Annotated in this window: 17 protein-coding genes, 1 tRNA gene and 1 pseudogene; 10 read left to right on the top strand and 9 right to left on the bottom strand. The window is 64.2% G+C overall.

Annotation, left to right across the window (positions count from 1 at the left end; genetic code table 11):
* Positions 1-153 precede the first annotated feature (153 nt).
* Entirely contained in the window at positions 154-519 is a 366-nt protein-coding gene (gene hspQ, locus QE360_RS01455; RefSeq protein WP_373424686.1) for a heat shock protein HspQ, read from the bottom strand.
* A gap of 146 nt (positions 520-665) precedes the next feature.
* On the opposite strand from hspQ, the gene QE360_RS01450 reads away from it, so the two are divergent.
* Positions 666-755 (top strand) — tRNA-Ser (locus QE360_RS01450).
* Positions 756-1,547: 792 nt separating this feature from the next.
* On the opposite strand, the gene QE360_RS01445 is transcribed toward QE360_RS01450, so the two are convergent.
* Entirely contained in the window at positions 1,548-6,089 is a 4,542-nt protein-coding gene (locus QE360_RS01445; RefSeq protein WP_309698753.1) for a hypothetical protein, read from the bottom strand.
* 320 nt (positions 6,090-6,409) lie between these two features.
* Between QE360_RS01445 and QE360_RS01440 the strand changes: the two genes are divergently transcribed.
* Positions 6,410-8,143, top strand: coding sequence for a hypothetical protein (locus tag QE360_RS01440; protein WP_309698751.1), 1,734 nt, complete (start codon positions 6,410-6,412; stop codon positions 8,141-8,143).
* Positions 8,140-9,888, top strand: coding sequence for a hypothetical protein (locus tag QE360_RS01435; RefSeq protein WP_309698749.1), 1,749 nt, complete (start codon positions 8,140-8,142; stop codon positions 9,886-9,888). The genes QE360_RS01440 and QE360_RS01435 overlap by 4 nt, the downstream gene beginning before the upstream one ends.
* 11 nt (positions 9,889-9,899) lie before the next feature.
* Here QE360_RS01435 and QE360_RS01430 read toward each other — a convergent pair whose 3' ends face one another.
* Positions 9,900-10,037 carry a DUF6471 domain-containing protein gene (locus tag QE360_RS01430; protein ID WP_309698747.1) on the bottom strand — a complete coding sequence of 46 codons (138 nt, stop codon included), beginning with the start codon at positions 10,035-10,037 and terminating at the stop codon, positions 9,900-9,902.
* Positions 10,038-10,150: 113 nt separating this feature from the next.
* The gene (locus tag QE360_RS01425; RefSeq protein ID WP_309698745.1) at positions 10,151-10,339 is read right to left on the bottom strand and encodes a hypothetical protein; all 189 of its coding nucleotides are present in this window, start codon (positions 10,337-10,339) and stop codon (positions 10,151-10,153) included.
* A gap of 236 nt (positions 10,340-10,575) precedes the next feature.
* Between QE360_RS01425 and QE360_RS01420 the strand changes: the two genes are divergently transcribed.
* The 3 genes from QE360_RS01420 (at position 10,576) to QE360_RS01410 (ending at position 12,339) form a co-directional block, all read left to right on the top strand.
* A protein-coding gene (locus QE360_RS01420; RefSeq protein ID WP_309698743.1) for an IS630 family transposase occupies positions 10,576-11,522 on the top strand; the annotation gives its coding sequence in 2 pieces (ribosomal slippage) (positions 10,576-10,912 and positions 10,912-11,522; 948 coding nt in all).
* Positions 11,523-11,669: 147 nt separating this feature from the next.
* Positions 11,670-11,849 (top strand): hypothetical protein, encoded by a 180-nt coding sequence (locus tag QE360_RS01415; protein ID WP_309698741.1) that lies wholly within the window; start codon positions 11,670-11,672, stop codon positions 11,847-11,849.
* Between the two features lie 13 nt (positions 11,850-11,862).
* Positions 11,863-12,339, top strand: a complete 477-nt coding sequence (locus QE360_RS01410) for a nuclear transport factor 2 family protein (RefSeq protein WP_309698739.1) — start codon at positions 11,863-11,865, stop codon at positions 12,337-12,339.
* Positions 12,340-12,482: 143 nt separating this feature from the next.
* On the opposite strand, the gene QE360_RS01405 is transcribed toward QE360_RS01410, so the two are convergent.
* Positions 12,483-12,854, bottom strand: a complete 372-nt coding sequence (locus tag QE360_RS01405; protein WP_309698736.1) for a response regulator — start codon at positions 12,852-12,854, stop codon at positions 12,483-12,485.
* 93 nt (positions 12,855-12,947) lie between these two features.
* Here QE360_RS01405 and QE360_RS01400 point away from each other — a divergent pair.
* Positions 12,948-13,708, top strand: a protein-coding gene (locus QE360_RS01400; RefSeq protein ID WP_309698734.1) for an IS5 family transposase whose coding sequence is annotated in 2 segments (ribosomal slippage) — positions 12,948-13,281 and positions 13,281-13,708 — 762 coding nt in all. Because the reading frame shifts where the segments join, the coding sequence is not laid out codon by codon here.
* Here QE360_RS01400 and QE360_RS01395 read toward each other — a convergent pair.
* From QE360_RS01395 to QE360_RS01385, 3 genes are all read right to left on the bottom strand, one after another.
* Positions 13,702-15,000 (bottom strand): PAS domain-containing protein, encoded by a 1,299-nt coding sequence (locus QE360_RS01395; protein ID WP_309698732.1) that lies wholly within the window; start codon positions 14,998-15,000, stop codon positions 13,702-13,704. The genes QE360_RS01400 and QE360_RS01395 overlap by 7 nt on opposite strands.
* A 39-nt stretch (positions 15,001-15,039) precedes the next feature.
* Positions 15,040-17,673 (bottom strand): PAS domain S-box protein, encoded by a 2,634-nt coding sequence (locus QE360_RS01390; RefSeq protein WP_309698730.1) that lies wholly within the window; start codon positions 17,671-17,673, stop codon positions 15,040-15,042.
* A gap of 506 nt (positions 17,674-18,179) precedes the next feature.
* On the bottom strand, positions 18,180-19,475 hold the full coding sequence (locus QE360_RS01385; RefSeq protein ID WP_309698727.1) for a phage integrase central domain-containing protein: 1,296 nt from the start codon (positions 19,473-19,475) through the stop codon (positions 18,180-18,182).
* A 476-nt stretch (positions 19,476-19,951) separates the two neighbouring features.
* On the opposite strand from QE360_RS01385, the pseudogene QE360_RS01380 reads away from it, so the two are divergent.
* Positions 19,952-20,557 (top strand): annotated as a pseudogene (locus QE360_RS01380) (transporter); the annotation flags it as partial.
* A gap of 240 nt (positions 20,558-20,797) precedes the next feature.
* On the opposite strand, the gene QE360_RS01375 reads toward QE360_RS01380, so the two are convergent.
* Positions 20,798-21,529 (bottom strand): TetR/AcrR family transcriptional regulator, encoded by a 732-nt coding sequence (locus QE360_RS01375; RefSeq protein WP_309704021.1) that lies wholly within the window; start codon positions 21,527-21,529, stop codon positions 20,798-20,800.
* Between QE360_RS01375 and QE360_RS01370 the strand changes: the two genes are divergently transcribed.
* Together QE360_RS01370 and QE360_RS01365 are read left to right on the top strand one after the other, a co-directional pair.
* Positions 21,493-22,689: an efflux RND transporter periplasmic adaptor subunit gene (locus QE360_RS01370; RefSeq protein ID WP_307103829.1), complete on the top strand. Its 1,197-nt coding sequence runs from the start codon at positions 21,493-21,495 to the stop codon at positions 22,687-22,689. The two genes, QE360_RS01375 and QE360_RS01370, sit on opposite strands and share 37 nt — an antisense overlap.
* A gap of 6 nt (positions 22,690-22,695) precedes the next feature.
* The gene (locus tag QE360_RS01365) at positions 22,696-25,899 is read left to right on the top strand and encodes an efflux RND transporter permease subunit (RefSeq protein ID WP_309693489.1); all 3,204 of its coding nucleotides are present in this window, start codon (positions 22,696-22,698) and stop codon (positions 25,897-25,899) included.
* Position 25,900 lies beyond the last annotated feature (1 nt).

Raw genomic sequence — 25,900 nt, 5'->3', positions numbered from 1 at the left:
TCACTTCCCAAATGCATGGCTCCCGCGCGGGAATGCCCGTCGGGAAAGAAGGGTCAGCTAGGCAAAGGTGGCCCGATTGTCAACCAAGGATTGCAGCTTTTGATGCCGGGTCAGGGGTTCCGCGCACCCCAAATCCCCGATGCCGCAGGCGACTCAGTGGCGATGTTCGCGCCGCAGCAGATAGCGCCCATCGGCATAGCCGGTGAACAGGCCGGGAATCGCGGGATGCTCGATCGGTTCGTCGCTGTCGTCGTGCAACAGATTCTGCTGGCTGACATAGGCGACATAGCTCGATTCGGCATTCTCCGCGAGCAGGTGATAGAAGGGCTGGTCCTTGGCGGGCCGGATCTGCTCGGGAATGGCGTCATACCATTCGTCGCTGTTGGCGAAGACGGGGTCGACGTCGAAGATGACGCCGCGAATGTCGAACATGCGGTGGCGCACGACGTCCCCGATCGCGAAGCGCGCGGTCGCGATCATCGGCGCGTCCACATCCAGGCGCGAGGTCAGGGGCATCATGTCGGTGGCGTCCATATCGCCCGATTTAATGTCTTTATCGCGCCGCACAAGTTTAGGCGCTTGCAATGCGCAAAAAGCTGATCTAACAGCGCGCCTCCAATCGATCAGCCCCGAAGGCCAACCGGCCTTTTTCGGATCGTCCTCGCGGAGAGGTGGCAGAGTGGTCGAATGCACCGCACTCGAAATGCGGCGTGCCGGCAACGGTACCGAGGGTTCGAATCCCTCCCTCTCCGCCATGATTCGTTGTAATAATTGGGTTTTTTTGAAGGTTGCGCCTCGCGACCCAAGTTTCAACCCAAGTTGAGCGGCGGATCGGTACGAACCGTTGTGACTTTGTGCGGACCCCGCATGGGTCGCGCTGCGGCATGTGCACTGTCGTATTGATCCTTGAGTCGCCGCCGCCTCGATGCTGGCCAAACCCGTTTCAGACGGATCGAACAGTTTACTTGCGAGCCCGCTCAACTCTTGGGCAGCATGAGACTCGAGGTAACTTTAATTCGTTGTCAGTTGGCCCCTGTTCCGCCTGGGCGTCGCGTTGTAGGCACACGCTCTGGTCGTCCAGATAGTTTTAATGGATCCCGTCCTTCGCCGCTGGATTTCCGTCTTGAGGAGGCCGCCCGACCGCTCTGGACCAGACCCAGTCTTCCGCGTTCGCTGCGGCAAACGTCTGGTCCCGACAATACCTGCCGTTCGCCCTGGAAAAGGCCAGCGACCGAAACATCCCAAATGGATGACGGTCTGCGTCGTCTTCAAACCTTGTGCCGCGAACCGACGCGTCGGAACTCTGGCGATCGAGCGGCCCATCAGCTTCGCCTGCCGATCAGATTATATATCGGAAGGGCGTTCATGGTGGATTGCGGCCTGGCCGCTTTCGGGCGACGAGCTGTAGTTAGCCGACGTTCGTTCAGGCGGTCGCTGACGACCGCTGGCGACTGAAGTCAGTCGCTGAGATCCGCACCGATGAACGTCCGAATTTGATGAAACCTGCCGGGGTAGCTACCAGCGGGATCAGCGCGCGTCGCCCGTCGTCAGTCGTGATTGGTCCAGTGCACCTCCCGCTTGGCGGCGCCGTCGAGCCACAGCAGGCCGTTGTACCGGATGCGTATGTCGGGCTGCCGCTTCCTCTTTCCTGTGGTGGCGCGGCGCTCGCCGATCACGGTCCAGACCGGCTCGAGGTCGTTCGCACGCGCCAGCGCGAGGAACTGTTCTCGGCGGACCAAGACGTGGCTGCCACGATCGCCGTCGTCCGCGGCACCCGATACGATCGTCGGCGCCCCGTTCCGGTCCACGTAGACCCCCAAGTTCGCGGCGTCGGCGGTAAGCTGCAGCGACCGGATGAGCCATGGGATCGGGACATGCCGCGAGAAGCCGTTGGGCAGGCTCCCGTCGAGATGGCTTTCCCACAGGAAGTCCGATGTCGGCAGGATTGCGCGGTAGCTGCGCCTCTTCCCGATCACGCGGGGCTCGAGCGTCCTCCACGGATCGTCGGGCCAGGTGCCCCGGCGGCCGAGTTCGCCGATGTAGGGGCCGTCGGTGAACTGGCCCGGCAGCCAGTCGTGGAAGTCGTATTCGTCGGCTGGAGCTTCCCGCACTAGCTCGGCGCGAACGCCAGGGGTGACGAGCATCGCCGCGACGAAGTGGAAGTCGCTCTGGAGCCACGGTGCGTCGAGGTGCCGGTCCTCGCGCTCGGCGTCGATGTCGTGGCGGGCAAAGCGGTAGAGGGTCAGCCAGCCGGGTTCGCCGACATCCGGGCAGGTGGCTAGCGCGAGCCTGCTTCCCGGTAGGCCGGGGTCGTTCACCCAGGCGTCCCGCCGCTCCACCGGCAGCGGCTCGCAGACGATCGGCGGAACGCGCGGCAGGTCAGCCCGGAGCGTCGCTTCGCGATCGTCGGGCATCACCGAGGGCTCGAGGTCCCTGGTGAACTCGATGTCGAGCGGGTTGTCGTAGGCCGCCGCTCCTGCGTCCCACTTCGGTTTCATCCAGAAGTTGTCGGCGAGGCACGCGAGCAGTTCCATCAGGGCGATCCGCTGGTACTTCTTGCCGATCCGCTCGATCCGCCCGCCGCGATCGCTGCGATTGGCCAGGTGCCTGTCGCCCGGGAACTGAACTGACGTCCATCCGAGCGACAGGGCGCGGTTGGCCACCCAGACCTTGCACTTGCGGGCATCGAACTCCTTGCCTTTCCCCTTTCCCGAGATCGTCCACTCGTGCTCCCTGTTGCCGGACACCCACGCGCTTGCCTCCGCTGCGTAGCGCTTGCGTTCGGCTGGCGTCAGCAGTGCCAGCAGCGTCGACGTCGCCCGGACAATCCTCGCGCGATCGGCGGCCGGGACGGTGACCTTGAAGCTGTCCCTGTCGAAGCTGACCCTCTTTTCGGCATGCGCGGCGCGCAGTTCGATAAACGCCGCCTCCACCTCGGGGCGTCCGCCGGTGACCTCGGCGAAGAACCTCTCACCACTCTCGCTGGACGTGATCGGTCGTGGTCCGGCAAGGCGTGCCTCGGAGAAGTTGTGGACGCGCCCTTCGAGGACATACCTGCCGAAGTCGGCGAGTCCTCCATAGCAGGAGCTGATGATCGAGTGCGCGCCTAGCCGCTCGCCGCGGGCGTCGACGCGCGCCTTTGTCACGTTGAACCGCGGCTCGGCCGCGCCATACGGGGGACGGCAGCGCGAGAGGTCGATGGACGGACCGCATGCCGCCGCCGCCGCCGCCATCTCGACCGTCCCGCGCGCGTAGTCCCTCGCGAGGAGATGGACCGGCGGACTTCCCGCGAAACAGTGCTTCCACGCGACGTCCGCGAACGTCGCCAAGGTGGTCGGGTCCAGCGTCCGGAGGGACGCTCCGTAGAGCGCGGCGTAGAGCCTCTCGACGACATACGGGTCATCGCAGCGGGTGAAGCGCGTGAGCAGCGGATCGGCCAGCGAGGGCCGGACGGAGAGGATCGCGAGGATCGCCTTCGAGGCGGAATCGCGGATGCGGGCGCTGGTGGAGGCGCAGCTCCAGGCGAGAGTCGCGAGCGCGAGGTCGAGCGTCTTGTCGGTTGCCTGCGAGATGCCGGCGTTGAGGCTCCAGTCGGTCAGCCGGACGAGCGGGTGTCCCGGGTCGTCGTGGGCGGCGTTGATGGCCACGGTCCAGAACGCGTCACGCTTGGGCAGCGGGCGCGACGCGAGGTTGCGGTGCAGGAGCTCGGCGTTCCAGGGATGGTCCTCGACGATCGCCAGCTCGACGAGCAGCGACATGAGATCTTCCTCGTGTCGGCTCGTACGGTTCAGGAGCTCCATCGTACGGGCCGTGAAAGCTGAGGGCGAGCGCCAGCGGATGCTGTCGATGAAGGCGTCGTCGATCGGCCACATGTCCCACCAGCGGTCGAAACCGCCGGGCAGGTGGTCCACGAGCTCGACACGGTAGCGGTCCGCGAAGTGAAGGAAGAGCGCGTAGAACAGTCCGCTCCACTCGTAGACGATGCCGTATGGGGAGAGGAGAAACTCCAACCGTCCGCCCGGATCGAACAGTCCATCGGGGGCGGTCGTGCCTTCCAGCAGCGCCCGTGCGATGAGATGGTCGCCGAATCGCTGGAACGAGAAGCGGACCACGTCCTGGGGCACGCCCATTGGATCGCCGGGAGCGGCGGCGGGGTCGGGATCGTAGCGCAGGAGGCCGCGGAAGCGCAGCGTCTCGAGCCAGGTCCGGCTCGCCGGTGGAGCGAAGCCCTTGAATGCGTCCTCAACGATGCTGTGCGCATCGACACGCGAAACATGGTCACGCCTTGCGTCCGCCATTGACGTCGCCAGCGCGAGGACCGCCGCGCGGAGGGGGCCGACGAGCGTATCGCTTCCGTCGTAGGTGGTCCCGAGGTGCCGCCCGGTGGAGGTGAGGTAAAAGCTGAGTACCTCGCTGGTGCCGCGCATACCACGGGGGAACGTCGTCCGGCGCTCGGCTTGCAGCGCCAGACAGGTTGTCCGCAGGAACAGTGGGTTGGAGAACTCCGGATTGAGCCACGGCGTCGCCGGACGCACGATCCCGCGCTTGTCCATGTAGACGCGCGCGGCCCGCTCGATGTCGGCTGCGGTCTCGAACCCGGCAACCTCGACCTTCGTCGCCAGCTGTGCGACGGTCGGGGCGACGAGTTGGTCGAGGTACTCGCGTCGGCAGGAGACGCACAGCGCGAGGTTCGGGAACGCCAGGACGCGCTTCGCGAACCCGAGGAGGGCAGTCCTCCAGAGCGCCGCACCCGCGCCCTCGTTGAGCGCGTCGATCGCGAAGATCCCTCGCGTCCCGGCCGCTTCGGCGCGTGCCGACAGCGCCCCGAGCAGCTCGTCGAAGGTGGACTGCCTGCACTCGAAATGCGCTAGCGTCTGATTCTCGGGGGTGCCGTGGATGGAGAAGTCCGTCCCAAGCATGAAGAGCGCGGGGGCGCCGTCGGCGAGCGCGCGCTCGATCTCGGACGCGATAAGGTGGGACTTGCCGGAACCGGCCCTGCCGTCAAGTAGGGCGAAGCGGCTGGCGTCGGCGCGGCATTTGCTGGAGCCGAGCAGTTGGAGCACGCCGCCGACCGCATCCTGCAGCTTGCGCAGCGCCTCGACATGATAGTCGAGCGCCGCGCGCTCCTTGCTCTCGTCGGCGTTAGGCGGATCCGGCTTGGTCGATGTCGCCGCCTTAGCCGTGCGCGACAGCTCGCTCGCGGCTTCGATCGAGTCGAATAGCATTTTCCGCAGTTCCAGCGCCGTGGCGTCCCAAGCCGGATAGGCCGGCGGATCGTCCGGTCCGCATGGCGTCGCCATGGCATCGACGATCTGCGTGACGCGCGTGCCGATGGCGTCGAGCCGCTCGCCGTCCTCGCTGGAGAGCAGTGATGGGCGCCGCCCGATGTTGCGCGTCTCGACGATCGCGGCGCGCGCGGCCGCGATCGACCGCGCAAGGGTTGCATTGTGCAGCAGGCCATCGAACACGGAGCGCGTCGAGACATCGACGTGGTCTTCGGGATGATACCGTTCCTCAAGCGCGTCCACCGTCCGTTGGCACTCCGCCGCGAGCCGCGTGGGCGTGAGCTCTATATCGCCGAACCAATATGCCGAGAGGCCGATGGTCTCCGGCCTCGTCAGGAGTTCCTCGAGATCGGGCGCGGTCCACGGAATGAACTCCATGGTCCGCCCGAGCGCCTTCGCCGCGGCAATCCACGCTTTCTTGTGCTTATCCCAATCGGTCCAGCCGTTCGCCGTAGGCTCGCCCTTCTTCGTCCTGCGGTTCGTCGCCCCGGTGAGCGAGCAGGCGATGCCGATGTACATGGTCTTCATCGCCGGATGCGTCGACAGCGCCGTCGCGACCGAGCCGTCGATCGCGCCCCAGTCGACCCCCGCGGAGGTCAGGTAGTACTTCGCCTGGTAGCCGACCTCTTCTCCAGTCTTCAGCAGCCACACCGCCTCAACGCCGCCGTCACCGCCCGCGCCGTGGATACGGCGGAATTCGGCGTTGCCGGTGGGCGGCAACCGTCTGGCGATCTGGCAGACGAGTTCCTCGAACGTCTCGCGCTGGCCGGCGACGCCGGCGATGATGCGTGTGAAGTCAAGCATGCCGGCAGACCCGGCGCTCGCGCTCGTTGATAGGTTCTGCGATGTCCATCGGTGGATTGAAGTCACTTTCGCGCTGCTTGTCGATAAGCCCTGCACCGTGCTCGGCGTTTTTTCCGCGCGTGGCAGTTCATCGTGTGCACGTGTTTGATAGGGTATCGTCGCAGGCGGACCAAGTGCTGCCTCATGGGCGAGGATGACTGTGACTTGTGTTCGCGGCGAACCTGGCGATCGGGCGGATAATAGTTCGGACCGGATGGTTCATGTTGTGGCTATGCTAAATATCGGTTGCCGATCGCATACCCGCGTGATCGGATGGCAGCATGGCGATGTCCCGTGAACCACCCGACACATCCCGCACGGCGCTCGTGAGAGCAGCCGCGGAAGGCACGCTGGAGAGGCTGTTCCGCGACTCGCTTCTCGCGATGGACGACGACACCAGCCGCAAATTCAAGTTGTCGGTGGTGGAGGCGCACCGCGCGGGCGTGATCGACTTGGTCGCGGCTGCGTCGGTCACAACAGGTCCGGTCGACCACTTCGCTGGCACCGTCTACGAGGCGGCCATCCCCGAACTGAAGCTCGACGCTACCACTGTCGTCGCTTTGGCAAACTCTTTCGCCCGGCGTTCGCGCGACGGGAGTGTTCCGTATTTCATGTTCGACGCGGTCGCCGGATGGGCTGCCGGCGACGCGGGCCGCGTGGCGTACATGCTCCGGGCGATCGACGCCGGCGATGCGCCGGCGTCGCTGCGGATCGCGACGTTGCAGGCCGGGCTCCGCGTCGACCGCGCGGAATATCTCGCGCTCCTCGCGACGGATCTCGCTAAGGGAGATCCGGCCGAGGCGAACGCCGCGGGCTTCGTGCTTGGCACCGTAGTGGCTCAGGACATCGCGGAACGCTTGATGATATCCGATGCGCTCTCGACTGCGCTCCACGCGGGCGATCCCGATCGCCGGGCGTCTGCGTTCGAGGCTGCGCTCACGATCGGCCTCCGGGAGGGCGGCGAGCCAGACGACGCGGAGCTGGCACTGGATGCGGTTGCCGATCATGGAGAGCCCCGGCTGCGGCGGATCGCCGCCAACCGCATGTTTATGACGCGCCCCGAGATTCCGGCGGCGCTCGAGCGGCGGTTGCTGACGATGCTCCGTCAGGTCGAGAAGGGCGAGGTCGAGACGCTCGAGGCGATCAACATGGCCATCGCGCAGAGGCTCCGGGGGCCCCCGGGTGAGCCATACAGGGCGCTGCTGCGGGACATCCTGGCAAGCGGCGTTGGCGACATCAAGGCGATGGACGACAGCGCGCACCAGGTCCTGACGGCGAACGACGGATCGCTGGAGGCTATGCTGGAGGAATGGATTGCCGATGGTTCCGATGGCCTGATCGCCGCCGTCCGGGACATCTCGTCCATCCCGGCGTCGCAGAGCGAACTTACCTTCGCGCTGGACTTCAGCCGCTTCGGACTGACCGCCGAGCGCACCCTGACTTCGGCGCGGAAGGTCGTCGCCGCCCTAATGCTGCAGGCGGACACGGCGACCTCTATCGCCCTCAGCTTGATGCGCACTGGGCATCCGGACGCCGGCGACGGTCTCGAGGCGCTGCTCTTCAATCCAGTGCTCATCAGCTACTGGGAAGGGCCAAAGGCTTACCTCGAGACCGTTTCGCCTGATCAGCCGCCGGATGTACGGGAACGCATCCGGCGGCTTCTGTCCGCGCTGGACGACTATGAGGGCGCGGTGCGGTCGACGGGCATTATCTCCGAGATGGGCCCGACCGCCCGGCAGCGTTTCCTGAGGCAGCTCTATCGGGCCGACGAGCAGCGCAAGGCCCGAGATGAGATGCCGAAGCGCGGCGGCTTCATGGACTTCATACCCGTCACGCGCGTGCTACACGGGGACAGCGTGGTGAGCGAGGTGCACACCGGTGACGGACCGCCCAGCCGGCAGGAGTTCCGGATGGGGAGCGTGTCCCACTCGATGCCGCTCGCCAGGTTGGACGCGATCGACCCGATCGGCTTCTGGTATCAGCGCATGGTGCTGTCGATGGGGAAGGCGCCGTGATTACGCCGATCATCCGCGAATACTTCAAGGGTCTGAAGGAGCAGGACGAGCTCGATGTCGTAATTCCCGATCTCCTCACGAGCATGGGCTTCGAGGTCGTGCGCCGGCCGAAGTCCGGCAATAGGCAGTATGGCGCGGACGTCATCGCGGTCGGCAACGACACCGACGGCGAACGCAAGCTGTTCGTGTTTTCGATCAAGCGGGGCGACCTGACGCGGCAGGAGTGGGCTGGCGGCGAGCAGGCGCTCCGCCAGTCGCTCGACGAGATCAAGGACGTGATCCTCAACAACCGCGCGCCGGAACACGAGGGCCTCAAGGTAGTGATCTGCATAACCCTCGGGGGCATCGTCCCCGAGGCGATCGAGCCCCTGGTCAACGGTTACATGCGGTCCAACCGAACCAGGACGCTCGATTATCAGGTCTGGACCGGCGACACGCTCACCCGCAAAATCTTGGACGGGGCGCTTCGCGAGGAATTGTTCTCAGGGAACCTGCGGACGCTGCTGCGCAAGGCCGCGGTGACGGCCGATGACCCGGAGCGTTCCATCGCCCACTTCGAGCGGCTCGTGGACGCGGTCGCGGGCGGCGACGCCGACCCGGTCGAGAAGGTGCGCATCCTCTATCTGGCGCTCTGGATACTCTTTGTGTGGGGCCGCGACGCGTCGAACCTCGAGGCGCCGTATCAGGCAAGCGAGATCGTGACGCTGCGCGCTTGGGAGCTGCTCCACGGCAGGATCGAGCGCGATCGGGGTCGCCGGCTCGACGCCAGCCACTCCTTCCACCAGGTCGTCACCCTGCACCTGCGGATCTGGGACGAGCTTTACTGGACGAAGGTGCTCCCGCACGCCGGGAAGCTGCACGTGCTCAGCTTCGCCGTCGGATCGGTTGACGGCCTCGACATCAACCTCTCGATGTTCGAGACGATCGGCCGCGTGGCGATAGGTGGACTGTGGCGCCTGTGGATGGAGCCTGGCCAAGGTGCGGTGCCGAAGACCTCCGACCTCGCACGTTGGCCGGCGCGGAGCATCGCCGAGGCACTCGGGAGGATGCCGGTGGCCAACCCGACGCTCTTCTCACCCGTCGCCGACCACCATTCGAGCGATCTCGCGCTCGCACTTCTGCTGCTCTGCTCCGTTCGCGAGACCCGGGACGCGGCGCGCCGGTGGGTGCGCGGGTTGGCGCAGCGCGTCATCTTCGCCTACCGCCATCATGGCCGCTACCCCGCGAACGACGGAAGCTACAGCTTTTTGCTGCGGCATCCGGAGGCCGCGACGGATGAGTACCGCCAGGCGACGATGGCGGCGAGCGTGACGCTACCGTTGCTGGCGATGGTAGCCTACCTCCTCGACGACGCCGAAACCGTCGCATCAATCGACGAGTTTCAGAAGACGGACGTCCCCGACTGCAGCTTCCAGGCCTGGGTCCCCAACAGTCGCACCGATGGGAAGATCTGGACTGGCGACCCTTGGCAGGGCTCGTCCGTCACCGGCCTCAAGGTGGGTGACGGCGGCTCGGAGCTGGTCGCGGCGCTGCAGGCCGAGTCCGACGCGAACCCAGATTATCCGATGCTCTCCGCGATACGTCTCGAGCACTGGCCGATCCTGCTTCTCGCCTGTCGACGGCTCCGGCTGCCGGTGCCACCTCAGCTCTGGATGACGCTGATGAACGAGATGAGGCTAGCGGACCACGATGCGGCCGCATCAAAATCCGACCCGCGCGGCGAGCGCGACGCTGCACCAGATTAGACTTGGTCGTGTTAAACCAGAAGCTCGGTCCGTTCGACCCCGATGGTAAACAGCACCGGCGTGAAGAAGACGGCCGAGAACGACCGTCGTACCACCTTCGAGCTGATGTTCTTCGGCGCCGCGTCCACGCCGATCTCCGCAAGCGCCACGGACAGATCTACTTATTTCATCCCTGCCAATTGTAGGTTCACCTTCACGATGGACGATGTCAGCTTCCGCAGCTCCGGTCGTCCACCAGATTTGGCGAGTTCTTATCGGCGGGCTAGACCGACGACACGGCGAGCTGCTCGCCATCGACGTCCACCCGGAGCCCGAGTTGCGTGACGAGCGTCTGGAGCGAGTTGAGAAGCGAATCGCGCGACGAGGCGTCCGGAAGTTGCGGATAGAGCGACAAGAGGCTGTCTAGTGCGGCAACGGTGCCCTGCCGGGAGATCGCGCGCAGGGCGGACATGCGCGCGTTGTGGGTTCTCGTAAGGGCGATGTTCTCGAGTTCGGCGAGGGGCAGTGGAACGTTCCGCTCTTGGAGCAGCTCAACGGCGTTTCCAATTACATGATCCTGAAAGTGAATGTCGCGCGCGCCCGTCTTCGGCGCGGCTAGAGCAGTTTCCGGCCGATCTGAGTCGATGCGGGATTCCCATTGGTGCAGTGATCTGATTCAAGATGCTGGCTGGATGGAGGCCGGCATGAATGGGCAAGCCGTTGTCGATGGACCTGCGGTCGCGAGCGCTAGCCGCGGTTGACGAGGGGATGAGCTGCCGGGCTGCGGCGCGGCGGTTCGGGGTGGCGGCCGCGACGGTGATCCGCTGGCACGATCAGCGCCGCAGCACCGGTGGCTATGCCGCCAAGCCGCAGGGCGGCGATACGCGGTCGCGGCGGATCGAGGCGTACGCGCACACGATCCTGTCGCTGCACGAGGCCCGGCGCGACATCACCTTGGACGAGCTGCGCAGCGAGCTGGGCCGGGCGGGGGTGACGGTCGCAATCTCGACGCTGCATCGCTTCTTCGCCCGTCACGGGGTCACGCGCAAAAAAAGACCGGCCATGCGATCGAGCAGGACCGCGCCGACGTCCTGAGCCAGCGGGAGGCATGGTTCGACGGCCAGCCCGATCTCGACCCCGCGCGTCTGGTATTCATCGACGAGACCTGGACGGCAACCAACATGACCCGCAGCCACGGCCGTTGTCGCCGGGGCGAGCGACTCCGGATGGGCTACCCGCACGGCCACCGCAAGACGACGACGCTGGTCGCAGGCCTGCGCACGACCGGCATGGTCGCGCCCATGGTGCTCGATGGCCCGATCAACGGCGACTGGTTCGAAGCCTATGTCGACCAAGTGCTCGTGCCCGACCTCAGGCGCGGCGACATTGTCATCATGGACAACCTGTCCAGCCACAAGCGCGCCAGCATCCGCGACCTGATCGAGGCGGCCGGTGCTCGGCTCATGTTCCTTCCGCCCTACAGCCCCGACTTCAACCCCATCGAAAAGGCGTTTGCCCGCCTCAAGGCCATGCTCCGCAAGGCCGGCGAGCGGACCGTTTCCGGGCTGTGGTCCCTCATCGGCAAGTTGGTCGACCTGTTCCAGCCGCAGGAATGCGCCAACTACTTCAGCTCCTGCGGCTATGACCCAGACTGAACGGAAGCCGCTCTAGCGGCGGAGCGCAGCACATCGCAGGCCGACCTGACGCCCGAGATATGTGCTGGAACGAGAGCGACCAGCTGCCCGCCATGGACAGGCTTTGGCCTCGGTTGGCAACTCCTCGGCTTTCCCGATGGCACGACGATGCTTCACACCGGCAAGGATGCGGGAGCCTTCACCTTCGCCGCGATCGATCGGGCGAGCGGCGACGGCATCGTCATCCTGACCAACAGCGACAACGGGTGGCGGGTCATCCTGCCCATCCTCGAACGTACGGGGAGCGATCCGAAGCTGATCGCCTTCCTCCGCGGCCAGATGAACTGACAGGACCATGAGCATGATGACCGCCATCACCTTTGCCGCAGCTTTGCTCGCGACGCCCGTGCCGCCCCCGGCCGATCCGTTGACGTCCGAGATTGGCGCGCTCGATACGAAGGTGTTCGACGCATACAACCGCTGCGACCTGCCGACCTTCTCCGAGTATTTCGATCCGAAGGTCGCCTTTTATCACGACACCGGCGGTGCGACGTTCAAGCGTGACGCGATGGTTGACGGCGTTCGCAAGTACATCTGCGGGAAGGTGAAGCGCGAACTGATCCCGACGACGTTCCGGGTCTATCCGATCAAGGACTATGGCGCGATCGAGGAAGGCGAACACCGCTTCTGTGAACTGGCGACGGGGCGATGCGAGGGTATCGCCAGGTTCGTGATGGTCTGGGCGAAGCAGGACGGCACCTGGCGGATCACCAGCGTCCTAAGCTACGGACACCGCGCCGCCACGCCTGCCGAACAGCGGAACGCTGCCGGCAGATAGCGTACCGAGGCTTCCCATTGGGATCGTGAATTGAGAATGCCTGTACCTTCGCAACATCCGTAACCAGGCGCCAGATTGGGAACGATCCGCGACATGTCAGACCGCAGCTACGTTCAAAACGATACTTCGACACCGGCCGATGCTTAGGGATGAATGACACGCCCGATCGCCTTTGTAATCCGTCTCATATTGATCGGCTTCTCGCACCGGTCGATATCGGCAAAGCGGGCTGGGATGATCGACCCATCATAGCCAGTCGTGAACAGGAACGGCACACCGCGCTCCGCCAAACGATCGGCGACAGGAAAGACAAACTCACCGCCCAAATTCACATCGAGGATGCTGCCATCGATCTCTGCTTCGGAAGCAATGAGGTCGATCGCTTCCTTGACGGTCGAAACCGGGCCAAGCACGATGGCGTCCGCATCAGCGAGTTCCATCTGAAGCTCGTCGGCCAGCATGTACTCGTCTTCCACCACGAGAATGCGACAATGCCGAAGGGTACGGTCAGCCATGATCCTCGACCTCTCCAGAGCTAGGCTCAGGACCTATTAAGTAACTTGCATGATCGGTGGCGGGTTGATTCATTGGCGGTGGAGGTGCGGCCGATGAGTGACCTGTTCTGGCTGACGGACAAGCAGATGCAGCGGATTGAGCCGTATTTTCCGTTGTCGCATGGCGTGCCGCGCGTGGATGACCGGCGGATCGTCAGTGGCATCATCTTCGTGATCCGCAACGGCCTGCGCTGGCGGGATGCGCCAGCGGCTTATGGTCCGCCCAAGACGATCTACAACCGGTTCATCCGCTGGAGCCGGATGGGGGTATTCAACCGCATCTTTGCCGGACTGGCAGCCGAGGGCGGACCACCGGATCAGCTGATGATCGACGCCACGCATCTGAAGGCGCACCGGACGGCAGCCAGCCTGCTCAAAAAGGGGCTCTTTCCCGATGTATCGGGCGCACCAGGGGCGGCCTGAACTCCAAGCTGCACGCCGTCTGCGACGATCGTGGACGCCCGCGTGTCATGCTGCTCACCGAAGGGCAGATGAGCGACTACAAGGGCGCAGCCCTCATGTTCGAGGCGATGCCACCCGCTCCCATTCTGCTCGCCGATCGCGGCTACGACGCCGACTGGTTCCGCCAGGCGCTCACCGCGCGTGGAACCGCCGCCTGCATCCCGTCACGCAAAGGCCGCAAGGCGCCGATCCCGCATGATGCTGCACTCTACCGACGTCGTCACAGGATCGAGAACATGTTCGGCCGCCTCAAAGACTGGCGACGCATCCATACCCGCTACGACCGATGTGCTCACGCCTTCATGTCGGCCATCGCACTCGCTGCCACCGTCATCTTCTGGATCAATCAATGAGTCCTGAGCCTAGTGGATACCGGGACGGCGATCGTGCAATGCACGCCGTCTGCCCCCAGCAAGTATGATGTTCTTGCCTGCAGCTGGTAGGGCAAAGCCTTCTCGATGAGTTCGCGGCCTTGTCCGGTGCCTCTGGGGGCCGCGCCCGCAGGAGCCATGATTACCCCGCTTTCGCGCCAGTCGATGTGCAGCCACGGCTTGTCGCCATCGTTTTGCAGCGACCAGGTGATGGCAAGCTTGCCCGCCGTTTGTCCAAGAGCACCATATTTCATCGCGTTGGTCGTCAGCTCGTGCAGCGCCATGGCGAGAGTCTGCACAGTAGATGAGCGCAGACGTATGCCCTTGGGGCCGCTGAGCGTCACGCGATCGGCGGTGCCGCCCATGACCGAGAGTTCGGTCCGGATCAGATCGTCGAACGTCACCCGGTCGTGATCCTCCAGGCGTGACAGCAGGCCTTGCACGCGCGACAATGCCTCCAATCGGTTGCGGAAGCGCATGCGAAAGTCGGGCAGGTCAGCGCTGGCCCGGGCAGTCTTGTCCGACATCGAGCGGACGACCCCCATCAGGTTGCGGGTGCGATGCTGGAGTTCGTTCACCAGCACCTTCTGGCGCTCTTCCCATTCGCGGCGCTCGGTGGTGTCGACCATGGCGCCGATCATGCGGATGGCCTCACCGCGATCGTCGTAGAAGAAGCGGCCGCGGGCCGAATGCCAGTGCACCGAGCCGTCGGGGTCCACGGCTCGGAACTCTCGCACAAATTCTTGCCGATCGGCCATCGCCTTGGCCAATGCCGTTTCGGCGCCAGCGCGATCATCGGCATGGAGACGCGATGCCCATGCCTCATAGCTCGGTGCCACCTCGCCCACGGCATAGCCCTGCATACGAAAATGTTCGTCGGACCAGTGAACCTCGCCGGTCACGATGTTCCAGTCCCATAGTCCGACCCTCCCGACTTCGACAGCATTACGCAGTCGTTCGGCGCCATGCTCCAGCTCCTGCTGGGTCGCCTTCGCCTCCGTGATGTCCTCGGCAATGCCCCCGATGCGCCGGACCTGACCGCCGTCGTAGAGTGGAAAGTCAGTGTTTCTGATCCACCGAATGGCGTGATCAGACGCCCGTCGGATGCGCAACTCATGCACGATGGTCTCGCCGTGCCTAGCCTGTTCGAGATGCTGGCGGGCGACATCGCGATCGGCAGGATGGATTATTCCGGTCCAGCGGGAAACGTCGCCGAGCAGGGCGTCGGGCTCCAAGCCGTAAATGTCGCCTATGGCCGGGCTGGTATATTCCATCGCGAGCGCTTCAGCGTCCCTGATCCACAAGCCGAAGGCCTATGCCTTGGCGAACTCCTGAAAGCGTTGCTCACTTTCGCGCAGCGCCGCTTCCGCCCGCGCGCGTTCGAGGGTGGCCCAGGTGCGCTCGGCAGCCTCAACGAGAAGTGAAGTCTCGCTTGCGGACCAGTCTCGAACCTTTGTGTCGCCGACGAGTAGAGTAGCAATCAGGCGGCCCTCTTTTATCAGCGGGGCAGCCATCATCGACCGAAAGCCCAAGGCCTTGAAGTTCTGGCGGATGCGCGCGGGCAGCTGTTCGTAGGTGGCATAGTCGCGAACCGTCAGCGTCTCGCCGACAGCCAGAAGCTGGAGAAACTCCGGCGCATCGGACACATCGTGGGCGCCTGCGAGCGATGGCAGTCCATTGCGAACGCTGTCGCGAAGCACCAGACCGACTCTTTGATCCAGATCCCAGTCGACATAGTAGCACCAACCCGCGTCCATCGCTTCGCGCAGCAGGCGGGTGGTTTCGCCCTGGATGTCGGCGGGAGCAGCGAGCGGTCGGACTGCATCGCTGAGTTTGAGCAGAAATGTCTGCCTTTCCTCGCTTTCGCGCAGCGCCGTCTCGGCCCGTTTTCGCTCGGTGATGTTGGTGAACAAGACCGCCACGCGGTTTCTGGTCGGGTCGAGGGAGAAGATATTGAGATCGAACGTGATCCCGAGCGTTGCTTCGCTTTCCTCGACACGGAGTGGCTGGCCTGTATCCAGGGCCTCGCCGTAGAGTTCGGTCCAGCGCGGGTTAGGTTCTCCCAGGAGTTCGGTTGCCGTCTTGCCCACCGGCCAGGGCATGGTCGTATGTTTCAGGAAGGCGTGGTTGACGTCGATGAAGCGGAAGTCGGCCCATCGTCCGGTGTCGTCCCTCAGGACCTCCACCACGGCACAGGCCTCGTCCATGGACTCAAATAGGGTGCGATAGCGTTCCTCGCTTTCACGAAGAGCATCATCGGCATACCTACGGTCCGTGATATCGCGCCAGAAGACAGCCAAACAACCGTCGGCCATTGGATGCGCGCGCATCTCGAGCCAAAGGTCCCGACCGTCCTTCCAGGCATATTGATGCTCCAGCGAAACCGGGCGGCGATCGGCCATTGCCATCTTCAATCGATGGCCGAGTTTGGAGTTCTCGCTTCCGGGGTAGACCTCCCAATGCGACCGGCCGACGACCTCATCGCGGGGACGCCCGTCCAGACGCAGTGCTTCAGCGTTGTGCTCGAGGATGATGAAATCGGGTGCCAGTACGCCGAACCCCTCGGCCATACCCTCGAGCACGTTACGCAGCCGCTCTTCGCTTTGACGCAACGTTTGCTCGATCCGGGCACGCTCAAGCGCGATCCAAATGCGCTCGGCCGCCCCCTTCAGCAGCTCGATGTCGCCACAACTCCAGTCGCGTACCCGAGTTTCTGCCGTGAGAAGCACAGCCGCCAACCGCCCATCGCGCATTAGCGGAGCGCCCATCGCAGAGTGCATGCCGAGATCGCGATAAGCCGCTGCGGCCGGTGCGCTGACGTGCTCGAACCTCTCCCAATCCGGGAAGGAGAATGCGCTCCCGGAATGCACCAAATCCAGGAATCGCCGTTCACCGGAGAGGTCGTGGACGCCGACCATGGAAGGAAGGTCGTCACGATGGAAGTCGCGCAGCACGACTGCATGTGTCCCGCGCGCGTCGAACTCGTTGAAATAGCACCAGGCGGCATCAAGACGCTCGGCGAGCATCCGCATGGCCTCTGCCTGTATGTCCGCGGGGTCGGTCAGCGGCGCCAAGGCGTCGCTCAGCTGCAACTGGAATGCCTGACGCTCCTCGCTCTCACGCAGCGCGGACTCTGCCAGTTTACGGTCGTCGATATCGATATTCAGGCCGAGCCACTTCTCGATCTGCCCGTCGGCATCGATCACCGGCGCAGCGCGGACATTGGTCCAGCGCCACTCGCCATCGGGTGCACGGAGCCGAAACTCGGCATCCACCGGTCGCTGAGCGGCAATTGCATCGCGCCATTGCCGCTCGGCATAGCCTTTGTCGTCGGCATGAATAGCGTCCAGCCAGCCATAGCCGAGCCATTCCTCAAGCGTCTGGCTGGTATAGCTGCGCCAGCTCGGGCTATCTGTGACGACGACCCCGTTGGGATCGGTTTCCCAAACTGCCTGTGCCCAACTGCCAATGAGCAGCCTATGTCGCGTTTCACTTTCGCGCAGGGCGCGCTCCGCCAACACTTGCGCGGTGACTTCCTTCAAAGTCCACAGGACGCCGGCCACCTTCCCCGCCTCGTCGCGGACCGGTGAATAATCGACGTCGAACCAGGCATCCTCCAATTCGCCATTGCGAAGGACCGGATATTTCTGCGCCAGCAATCGCGCCGACCGCCCAGACATGCCGCTGGCAACGTCTGCGGCAAAGACATCGCGTGATCGGGCGAAGGTCACGAACGCCGATTGTCCAAGTGCTTGGGCGTGATGCTCGCGGAGTAATTCGGTAAACCGATCATTATACAGGTGGATGGCGTCGGCTCCCCAGACCAAGCTCATCATGCTCGGTGAGCCGAGCATGAGGTCGACAATGGTCTTCAGGCTTTGGGGCCAGCAGGTAACCGGTCCGAGCGGTGTCGCACCCCAATCGCGAGCGCGAATCTGCGCCGCCATCGGGCTTTCCCCGCAGGGCCAGGGTAGCGGGTCTTCTGCTCCTTGGTTCGCCACTCGCACATCTCTCTGGTCAGGAGCGTCAACCACTAACCCACCGATGCCTCGATGTCGCAGACATGTACCCTAACCTACGTGCCTTTATATTGATTTCGTTAGTATATTTTGCTTCCGTGTCGCATCGTGATCCTGTCGGCAACAGTCCAGCTTAGTCCGGCCAGTCTGTCAGGTGCAGCGCCGACCAACAGGCTCATGTCGGTCGAGTAGTTTCTCGAAAACGAACGTGCAGCATGAAAGCCAGTAATATGGCACGATTGGAGGCACCCCAAGCATCGGCTTTCTCAAAACGTGTTCCCAAATGCCCCTTCCCAGAATCGACGGTTGGACATGGAGAAGCGGGAAAATCGGCACCCTAGAAGAAACGCTATATGCGAACAGCGAAGGCCTGCGAGAGACTCGGCCTCGCGCGGGATGGCCACGAAGCTATTGGGTTGCGTCAGTGCAGAATCTCACGCCGCTTGCAATTCCGGTTCAACGGCGTCCTGTCTTTGTTCCGAAAGCGTGCCGGTCACATATTGCGCCCAGTGTTCCATGAGGGCCCGCCGTTTCAGAAATGCATTGCGACGTCGATATGCGCGCCTAACCTCGCTGCCCACCTGATGGGCCAACGACTGTTCGATTAGTGCGTCGGGAAAATCCGTCATGTCGCCCATATAATCGCTGAACGCGCTTCGCATTCCGTGTACGGTGAAATGGCCGAAATTCATCCGCCTCAGCACCATGGTCATTGCCATCTGCGACAGCGGCATGCCCTCTTTTTCCCCCGGAAAGACGTACTGACCTGATGGTGGGGTGTTGGAACCGGCCATTCCCTTCAACAGCTCGATTGCGGTCGTTGATAGAGGAATGGCATGTTCAACCTCCATCTTCATGCGTTCCTTGGGGATCGTCCACGTTCCAGTATCAAGATCGACTTCGCCCCATGTCATCTTGAGCGTTTCGTTCGTCCGCGTAGCGCATAGAATCGTGAGTTCGAGGGCGCGTGCCGCGACTGCGTTCCGAGTGCGCAATTGACCGTAGAAGGATGGAAGGTCCTCAAACGGCATCGCGGCATGATGCTTCACTTTCGACTTGCGGCGCTGCGCCGGCAGGCGGTGAATGAGATTGCCACGCCAACGAGCCGGATTCTCCCAAGGGCCAGGAATGTGCTTAGCTGCCTTTGCAGCATCTAGGATGGTTTCGATCCGGCTACGTACCCGGCTCGCGGTTTCTGGCTTTTTCTGCCAGATCGGCGACAATATGATCGCCACGTCGTCTGCGGTTATCTCATTGACGGGCATGTCGAGAATATTGCTTGCATGAGTGTTGATGCTGTTGCGCCATTGCTGGCGGTGCTTCGCATTCTTCCAACCGCTTTCGTGAATATTGATGTAGGTCGAGGCGAATTCCTTGAACGTCGGCACAGTCGATGCCTCGGAATTGCGCTTGGCCTGAGCATCGGTCGTACCGTCCGGTTCTGCGGTGTTATCGACTTCGGATGTTGTCCGGGCGGCGATTGGATCAAGGCCCTGCGCAATCAGCGTCCGCGCCTTCTCAGCTTCCTGGCGGGCCTGAGCGAGAGGCACGTCGGCAACAGAGCCGAGGCCCATCTCCCGGGTCCGCTTATCTCGCTGCCAGATGAGAACCCAACGGCGGGAGCCGTCCTTGCCGACGCGTAGCCATAGGCCGCCGCCATCGCCATATTTGCCGGGCTCTTTGACCGTCTCGACGCGACGTGCCGAGAGCTTGTGAATCGCGCGGCCCATTCGAATCCTCCATTCTCCGCCGAACTCCAGCAACCCAAGTTGCAACCCAAGTTTGGCGCCGGATCGCGGCGAACGACCGTGGACCAATCAGAACCGCGACGGAAATCAGCCCGCAAAACCAGCTTGTTTATAAGGGTTTTATACCATTTTTCGGCTTTTTGCTCAAATGCTAAGAATGTGGGATACGAATCCCTCCCTCTCCGCCATATCTCGCTGATTTCAACCAAGACGTTGAAACTCGGGATTCCCGTTCACATCGATAGCCATTCCTGATCCGGTTCTCATCAGCCGATCGTGAACGGTTTCGCCAACTGGCCGACGATGCACTCGGCAGCGCGGCAGGGGCTGACGGTCATCGAACCGCCGGGAAATCCCGTTGGACGCGACGCGGCCGCTCGCCCGGAAGGGCTTTGGCGTTGCAAGGTGCAGCCAAGCCGGTGCAATGCTTTCCGATCAGAGAGTTAGCGGGGGCGTCGATGGTGAGGGTGATAGGCTGGGCGCTGAGTGCGGCGGTCCTGACGATGGGGGCTCCCGCCCTTGCCGAAGACGAACCGCGTTTCTGCCCCACCAGGCCGAACCTTGGCGGATCGAGCTGCACGACCGAGCCGGGGCGAGTCCATGTCGAGGTGACGGCGCTGGACTGGCAGCGTGACGACCAGGTGGATCAGCGCGAGGATCGTATCGTCACGGCGGACATCCTGGCCCGTCTGGGCATCGGGAAGAATAGCGAGGTGCAGCTCGACTGGGTCGGCTATGGCCGGAATCGGACGCGCGACAAGGCGGCGGGCAGGGTGGATACCGTCACGGGCACCGGCGATGTGACCTTCGCGATCCGCCAGCATCTGGCCGGGGACAAGCAAAAGCCCTTCTCGGCGGGCGTGCAGGCGTTCGTCACCGCCGCGACGGGGCGTTATCCGGTCGGTGGGGGCAGCTGGTCGACGGGTATCATCGTCCCCGTCCAATATGAGCTGACCAAGAAGGTCGCGATCGCCGTGACGGCCGAGGCCGATGCCGCGGCGAACCAGTCCGGCACGGGACGGCATTTGGCCTATAGCGAGATTGCGGGCCTGCGCTACAAGTTCACCGAGCGGGTCACCGCGACGGCGGAACTGTCGCTGGAGCGCGACGACGAACCCGATGGGCTACGAGACGCTGGCGCTGGCCGCCCTGTCGGCCGCGTGGCGCCCGACCAAGGTCGTGCAACTCGACATTCTGGCATCGGCTGGCCTGAACCATGCCGCGCCGGGCTTGCGCCTCGTAACCGGCGGCGCGATCCTGTTTTGAGCGGCGCGGGCCGGATTGTGGCCCGTGTTGCGCCGATGTCAGGGGCGCGCGCCATCGATCAGGCACGCAATGAGCTTGTCACTGGCAGGCTTTACATTCTCCTGATGGAGCGTCCTGGCGCAGACGGAGCCCAGCGAAATGACCATGAAGGCCTGGGCCAGCGTGTAATGCTCGCTCTTGACCGAGTCGCTGCCCATCAGGCCCGCAAAGGCGCGGCTGATATTCTCCGACGCGCGCTCGCGGACGTCGAGGAAGATGGCCTTGATCCGATCGTTCCGCGCCGCTTCCGCCGCGATCTCGAGAAACAGCCGGTCTCCGGCTTCGTCCTTGCGGGACGGTGTCCCCACCAGCCACGCGATGATCCCGTCGCGGTCCTTCGTCGCCAGCGCCCTGTTCAGCGTCTTCTGGTCGGCGAACCGTTCGCAGTCGGCCGCCACGATGGCCGCGATGATGTCCTCCTTCGACGGAAAGTCGCGGTACAGCTGCTGAACCGCGACGCCCGATTCCTTGGCGATGGCCGCGATTCCCGTGGCGTGAAAGCCATTTTCGACGAACAGGCGACGCGCCACCTCCTTGATATTGTGCCGGCGCAATTCGGCACGGGTGGGAGGTGGGCACTGGGTATTCAACACGTTGGGACCTCTCTTAAGGATGTTGACGCACTCGACCGGCGGGTCTAACGACACCGTTTGTGAGTGATCGCTCTCATACAATTTAGCAAGCGGGAAATGATATGTCCTCCAATCGGCTGATGGGTCGTGTGTTGGCATCCGGAGCCTTGCTCGCACTGGCCGCTTGCGGTGCCGGTAGCAAGCAACAGCAGCAGCAGGCTGCCCAGGGACCGGCGCCGGTCGGTTATGTGGTGGCGAGCGAGCAGCCTGTCACCCTGACGACCGAATTGCCCGGTCGAACCACCGCATTCGAAACCTCGGATGTCCGCCCCCAGGTCAACGGCCTGATCACCCAGAGGCTGTTCGTCGAGGGCGACATGGTCCGTCAGGGCCAGCCGCTCTATCGTATCGACCCGGCGCCCTATCAGGCCCAGGTGGCCAGCGCCCGCGCCGCGCTGACCCGTGCACGCGCAGGGATCGCGTCCAGCGCCGCGCTGGCCCGCCGCTATGGCGAGCTGGTCAAGATCAACGCGATCGCGCGCCAGGAGTTCGAGAACGCCCAGACGAGCGCGGCGCAGGCGCAGGCCGATGTCGCCGCGCAACAGGCGGCGCTGCGCACGGCGGAGATCGACCTGGCCCGCACCACCATCCGCGCGCCGATCACCGGGCGGATCGGCCGTTCGGTGTTCACCACCGGCGCGCTGGTGTCCGCGTCGCAGGCCAATGCGCTGGCCACCATCCAGCGGCTCGACCCGATCTATGTCGATATCCAGGAGCCGAGCGCCGAACTGCTGAAGCTGCGGCAGCAGATCATGAGCGGCCAGCTGACCCGCGATGGCAATGCCCGCGTCAAGCTGACGCTGGAGGACGGCAGCGAATATGGCCCGCAGGGCACGCTGCGCTTCGCCGACGTCACCGTCGACCCGACGACGGGCTCGCAGGTGATCCGCGCGCTGTTCCCCAATCCCAACGGCCTGTTGCTGCCCGGCATGTTCGTGCGCGCGTCGCTGGTCGAGGGAACGCGGTCGAACGCCTTCCTGGTGCCGCAACGCGCCGTCAGCCGCGACGAAAAGGGGCAGGCGACGGTGATGGTGATCGGCGCGGGCAACAAGGTCGAGGTGCGGACGCTCCAGACCGGCCGCTCGATCGGCGACAACTGGCTGGTCAACAGCGGGCTGAAGGCCGGGGACAAGATCATCGTCGAAGGCGGCATGCTGCTGCGGCCGGGCATGCCCGTCCAGGGCAAGCCATGGAACCCCAATGCCAAGCCCGCCGGCGCGCCGTCGCCAGCGGGCCAGGCACAGGCACAGGCGAAGTAAACGGCCATGGCACGCTATTTCATCGATCGCCCGATCTTCGCCTATGTGCTGGCGGTGATGGTCGTCATCGCCGGCTTCCTGTCGCTGCGCACGCTGCCCATTTCCCAGTTCCCGGCGATCGCGCCGCCCGCGGTGTCGATCACGGCCAATTATCCGGGCGCCGACGCCCAGACGCTGGAGAACACGACCACCCAGATCATCGAGCAGCAGATGAAGGGGATCGATCACCTTCGCTACTTCTCGTCCTCCTCGTCCTCGGCGGGCAGCGTGACGATCACGCTGACCTTCGAACAGGGGACCGATCCCGACATCGCGCAGGTGCAGGTCCAGAACAAGCTGCAGGCGGCGACCCCGCTTCTGCCGCAGGAGGTCCAGCGCCAGGGCATCATCGTCGCCAAGGCGACGCAGAACTTCCTGCTGTTCGTCAGCCTCTATTCGGAAAACGGCAAGCACAACGCGGACGACCTGTCCGATATCGTCGCCTCGCGGATCGCCGATCCGCTGTCGCGCGTCACGGGTGTCGGCGATACGATGATCCTGGGATCGCAATATGCGATGCGCATCTGGGTCGATCCGATCAAGCTGAACAATTATGCGCTGACCATGGCGGACGTGACCAATGCGGTCACGGCGCAGAACGCGCAGGTCTCGGCGGGCCAGATCGGCGCGCAGCCCGCACCCAAGGAACAGATGCTCAACGCGACCGTGTCGGTCTCGTCGCGGCTGACCACCCCTGAGCAGTTCGCGAAGATCCGCCTGAAGAGCAACACCGACGGTTCGATCGTCCGGCTGGGCGACGTCGCGCGTGTCGAGATCGGCGCGGAAAACTACGCCTTCTCGTCGCAGTGGAACGGCAAGCCCGCGTCGGGCATCGGCATCAAGCTGGCGCCCGGCGCCAATGCGCTCGACACCGTCGCGGCGGTCAAGGCGCGGGTGAACGAACTGGCCAAGCAGTTCCCGCCCGACGTCAAGGTCATCTACCCCTATGACACGTCGCCCTTCGTGCGGCTGTCGATCGAGCAGGTGATCGAGACGCTGGTCGAGGCGGTCGTGCTCGTCTTCCTCGTGATGTTCCTCTTCCTCCAGAATTTCCGCGCCACGCTGATCCCGACGATCGCGGTGCCGGTGGTGCTGATGGGCACGTTCGGGGTGCTGGCGGCGTTCGGTTATTCGATCAACACGTTGACCCTGTTCGGCATGGTGCTGGCCATCGGCCTGCTGGTCGACGACGCGATCGTCGTCGTCGAGAATGTCGAGCGCCTGATCACCACCGAGCATCTGTCGCCCAAGGAGGCGGCGCGAAAGTCGATGGACGAGATCACCGGCGCGCTGATCGGTATCGCCGCCGTGCTGTCCGCCGTGTTCCTGCCGATGGCGTTCTTCGGCGGATCGACGGGGGTCATCTATCGCCAGTTCTCGATCACGATCGTGTCGGCGATGGCACTGTCGGTCGCGGTCGCGCTGATCCTGACGCCCGCGCTGTGCGCCACGATCCTGAAGCCGCATGACCCGAACAAGGGGCAGGGGAACGGCCCGCTGGCGCGCTTCTTCCGCTGGTTCAACGACCGGTTCGACCGGGGGCGCGACCGTTATGAAAAGGGCGCACGCTCGACCGCGCGGCGCTGGGGACGTTCGCTGATCGCCTATGCGCTGATCGTCGCGGGCATGGCTTTCCTGTTCATGCGGTTGCCGAGCGGCTTCCTTCCCGACGAGGATCAGGGCGTGATGATCGCGTTGGTCCAGGGGCCTCCGGGGGCGACCAGCGCCCGGACCCAGAAGGGGCTCGACCTTGTTCGCGACCATTTCCTGAGCGATGCGGGCAGCGCCATTCGCGGTGTCTACACGATCAACGGGTTCAGCTTTGCGGGACAGGGCCAGAATAGCGGCATCGCCTTCATCCCGATGAAGGAATGGAAGGACCGCCCCGGCGCCGAGAACAAGGCGCAGGCGATCATTGGCCGCGCGATGGGGGCCTTCTCGCGTTACAGCGACGGCCTGATCTTCGCGGTCATCCCGCCTGCCGTGCAGGAACTGGGCAATGCCACCGGCTTCGACATGCAGTTGGTGGACGAAGGCGGCATCGGGCACGAAAGGCTGCTGGCGGCGCGCAACCAGCTGCTGGGCATGGCGTCGCAGAACAAGCTGCTGGTCGGCGTGCGCCCCAACGCGCTCGACGATGCGCCGCAGCTCAAGGTCAATGTCGACCAGGACAAGGCGGGCGCGCTGGGTCTCGACCTGTCGACCGTCAACAACACGATCGCGACGGCCTGGGGTGGTGCCTATGTGAACGACTTCATCGACCGGGGCCGCGTGAAGCGCGTCTATATCCAGGCCGATTCCGCCTATCGCATGGCGCCCGAGGATATCGGCGACCTCTATGTGCGCGGGGCCACGGGTACGATGGCGCCGTTCACCGCCTTCTCCACCGTCGCATGGCATCAGGGGCCGATGCAGCTCACCCGCTATAACGGCCAGCCCTCGATGGAAATCCTGGGCCAGGCCGCGCCGGGCGTGTCGTCGGGCGCTGCGATCAAGGCGATGGAGGAGATGCAGGCCAAGCTGCCGCCGGGCACCCGGCTCGACTGGACGGGCCTCAGCTATGAGGAGCAGTTGTCCGGCGGCCAGGCGCCGGCGCTCTACGGGCTGTCGCTGCTGATCGTCTTCCTGTGCCTTGCGGCGCTCTATGAAAGCTGGTCGGTGCCGATCTCGGTCATGCTGGTCGTGCCGCTGGGCGTGGTCGGTGCGCTGCTGGCCGCGTTGATCACCGGCCTGAACAACGACATCTATCTGCAGGTCGGCCTAATCACCACGATCGGCGTGTCGGCGAAGAACGCGATCCTGATCGTCGAGTTCGCCGAGGAGAAGATGCGGGAAGGGCTGAATGCGTTCGACGCGGCGATCGAAGCCGCCAAGCTGCGCCTGCGTCCGATCCTGATGACCAGCCTGGCCTTCATCTTCGGCGTGTTCCCGCTGGCGATCGCCGACGGCGCGGGCGCGGGCGGCCAGAATGCGATCGGTCGCGCGGTGGTCGGCGGCATGCTGTCGGCGACGGTCCTGGCGATCTTCTTCGTGCCGATGTTCTTCGTCGTCGTCATGCGGCTGTTCGATCGCAAGAAGGGCGAAATGCCGCCGGGCGATGCGCAGCCGCACGAAGGCGGCAGGCCCCATGATGGCGAGCAGAACCCGCCGACCGTGCCGCAGGGAGTTTGAA

Source organism: Sphingomonas sp. SORGH_AS_0789, assembly GCF_031453055.1.
In the GTDB taxonomy this organism is placed as follows: Bacteria; Pseudomonadota; Alphaproteobacteria; order Sphingomonadales; family Sphingomonadaceae; genus Sphingomonas.
The sequence above is the reverse complement of the archived record's forward strand: the minus strand, read 5'-3'. Positions and strand labels throughout refer to the sequence as shown.

Coding starts and splice junctions, on each gene's coding strand:
- hspQ (WP_373424686.1), bottom strand. CDS start 519: ATGATGCCCCTGACCTCGCGCCTGGATGTGGACGCGCCGATGATCGCG.
- QE360_RS01395 (WP_309698732.1), bottom strand. CDS start 15,000: ATGGAATATACCAGCCCGGCCATAGGCGACATTTACGGCTTGGAGCCC.
- QE360_RS01445 (WP_309698753.1), bottom strand. CDS start 6,089: ATGCTTGACTTCACACGCATCATCGCCGGCGTCGCCGGCCAGCGCGAG.
- QE360_RS01365 (WP_309693489.1), top strand. CDS start 22,696: ATGGCACGCTATTTCATCGATCGCCCGATCTTCGCCTATGTGCTGGCG.
- QE360_RS01375 (WP_309704021.1), bottom strand. CDS start 21,529: ATGCCAACACACGACCCATCAGCCGATTGGAGGACATATCATTTCCCG.
- QE360_RS01425 (WP_309698745.1), bottom strand. CDS start 10,339: ATGTCCGCCCTGCGCGCGATCTCCCGGCAGGGCACCGTTGCCGCACTA.
- QE360_RS01440 (WP_309698751.1), top strand. CDS start 6,410: ATGGCGATGTCCCGTGAACCACCCGACACATCCCGCACGGCGCTCGTG.
- QE360_RS01385 (WP_309698727.1), bottom strand. CDS start 19,475: ATGGGCCGCGCGATTCACAAGCTCTCGGCACGTCGCGTCGAGACGGTC.
- QE360_RS01390 (WP_309698730.1), bottom strand. CDS start 17,673: ATGGCGGCGCAGATTCGCGCTCGCGATTGGGGTGCGACACCGCTCGGA.
- QE360_RS01370 (WP_307103829.1), top strand. CDS start 21,493: ATGTCCTCCAATCGGCTGATGGGTCGTGTGTTGGCATCCGGAGCCTTG.
- QE360_RS01405 (WP_309698736.1), bottom strand. CDS start 12,854: ATGGCTGACCGTACCCTTCGGCATTGTCGCATTCTCGTGGTGGAAGAC.
- QE360_RS01415 (WP_309698741.1), top strand. CDS start 11,670: ATGCTTCACACCGGCAAGGATGCGGGAGCCTTCACCTTCGCCGCGATC.
- QE360_RS01410 (WP_309698739.1), top strand. CDS start 11,863: ATGATGACCGCCATCACCTTTGCCGCAGCTTTGCTCGCGACGCCCGTG.